2 protein-coding genes are annotated in these 1,826 nt (G+C 45.2%); one reads left to right on the top strand and one right to left on the bottom strand.

From position 1 onward, the window contains the following. The first annotated feature begins 519 nt into the window (after positions 1–519). Positions 520–840 carry a hypothetical protein gene (locus ACP5KC_RS10495; protein WP_428287558.1) on the top strand — a complete coding sequence of 107 codons (321 nt, stop codon included), beginning with the start codon at positions 520–522 and terminating at the stop codon, positions 838–840. A 504-nt stretch (positions 841–1,344) separates the two neighbouring features. Here ACP5KC_RS10495 and ACP5KC_RS10500 read toward each other — a convergent pair. Then, on the bottom strand, positions 1,345–1,826 hold a 482-nt coding region (locus tag ACP5KC_RS10500), incomplete at its 5' end, for a hypothetical protein (RefSeq protein WP_428287559.1).

Below are 1,826 nucleotides of genomic sequence, written 5' to 3' on the forward strand. Positions count from 1 at the left end.
AGCGAGGTGCGCGCAGGGGGTTTTAAAATGGTTTAAGCGGTTGGAGGGCCCACTCGAGCATCTTGAGCTTTACTTCAAGGGCGTTGGCCGGTATGAGGAAGTTATGAAGGAGGTGAAGACTATGATCGCGAACCTGGAGCATAGAAAGCCGTAGAAGTGTTGAGTGGGGAGGAGCTTGAGCAGTATAAGTTGTGCGTTCCCCGATGAGTTGAAGACATCGGGAACTCCACTACAACTGGGCGAGGCGTGCTCGAGGGGGATCCCAGTAGCGGCGTTAAAAGCGCTCTGAAGGGCGTAGCGAACAGCGCACAAAGCTCCACCGCTTAAGGGTGTTGCCGGGCTAGGCCGCTTCTATGGCGCCTACGGCCTCCAGCCTAATGTTGCGAGGGATAGGGAAAGACTTAGACAGCGAGACCTCCACATCAGGTGCTATCAAGAACAGTGCCCAAGTCTCCTAATCAGGCCGAAGAAGAGATCTGGAGCGAAAAATTTAAATCTGCTTCTTGAAAGGTTAAAATTGTGTCGAACATAATTTTTTCTCCCGGCGAGAAAGTGATACTTTCGGGTAAGGGTAGAGTAGAGCAACCCATTAGGGGGGAGGGAGAGCTTTACCTTACCAACAAACGCATCGTACTGATACATAGGACAGGCCTAATTAGAAAACGTGAAACACCATTAGTAGATATACGCTTAGATCAAATCTCTTATGCTAAGGTAGAAGGTCTTTTATCAAAGGTATTAGTTATTGGTATACCGCAAGGTGGTACTGTTATAGCCTACAAGATTAAAGTATCAAATCCAGACTCTTGGCTAGCAGCGATATATTCTGGCCGCCAATAGCTGAGCCTCTTGAGCACCTGTCGCGCTCGGAGATTTTTTTTGAATAAGTAAGCTACCTATTAATAACATTATCTAAAGTAATCATGTTATACGATGAGCAGGTAAGAGAACCCTTGGATTAAGTTACGGAGGAAATAATCCAAGCTTTGTGTGCGGAGGAGCGAGGATCCTGGAGGAGGCGGCCCGCAGAGGGGTTAAAATGGAGACTCAGAACATACACCTTTCTGAGTGAGAGAGTTTTTAAAAATGGATTAGGCTTTGGTCTTTGTCGGGAAGGGTTTTACAGCTTGAATAAGTCTCCTGACTGTTGCGGTATTTACTTATTGAGAAAAAAGGTTCTCCGTTGGACGTTATATGAGCTACTCTATGGCCAGAGACCGGGCTATGAATATCTTTCACGAGAAGAAATCTCATTAATTCCTCTAGCTGGCTTACGTAGGAAGTTAGAGCGTCATTGGGAAATTATTCTGGAGACAGCATCTAATAAAAAACTAATGCGAGAACTCACTGATTCACGGGAAGATTTGCAAACCTAAAGAGAACTTTTAGGGCCGAGATAGCCCCTTTTAGGGACTCTGGTTTAGGATCAACATAAACAATGGCCAGAACCTTGCCATTATTATCAATCCTTATCTCAGCACCCCCACTAGTTTTTATTGCATCGTAGAAGCTAGTCTGCTCTTTAACCTCTTCATCCACATCTCCGGTTTCACCTGGGGTAGGCGTCACAATCACTGCACAATCTGCATTGAACTCGTATAGATAAGCCACTGCTTTGAACCTGGCTTGAACTAGGTAATTGTAGCTCCTGCTATATTTATAGTCGACCAAAAGTATCCTTCGCTTATTCTCTCCCTTTAATAGAATTATCGTATCTGGTAGTCCACCCAATTTTCTTATAAGCTCTCTTTCAACGGGGCCATTCATTATACCTCTGGCATAGGCTCTCGCTAGTCTAGATTCCACGTCCTCGGGCAATGTATTAT

Source organism: Infirmifilum sp. (assembly GCF_049970975.1).
GTDB lineage: Archaea > Thermoproteota > Thermoprotei > Thermofilales > Thermofilaceae > Thermofilum > Thermofilum uzonense.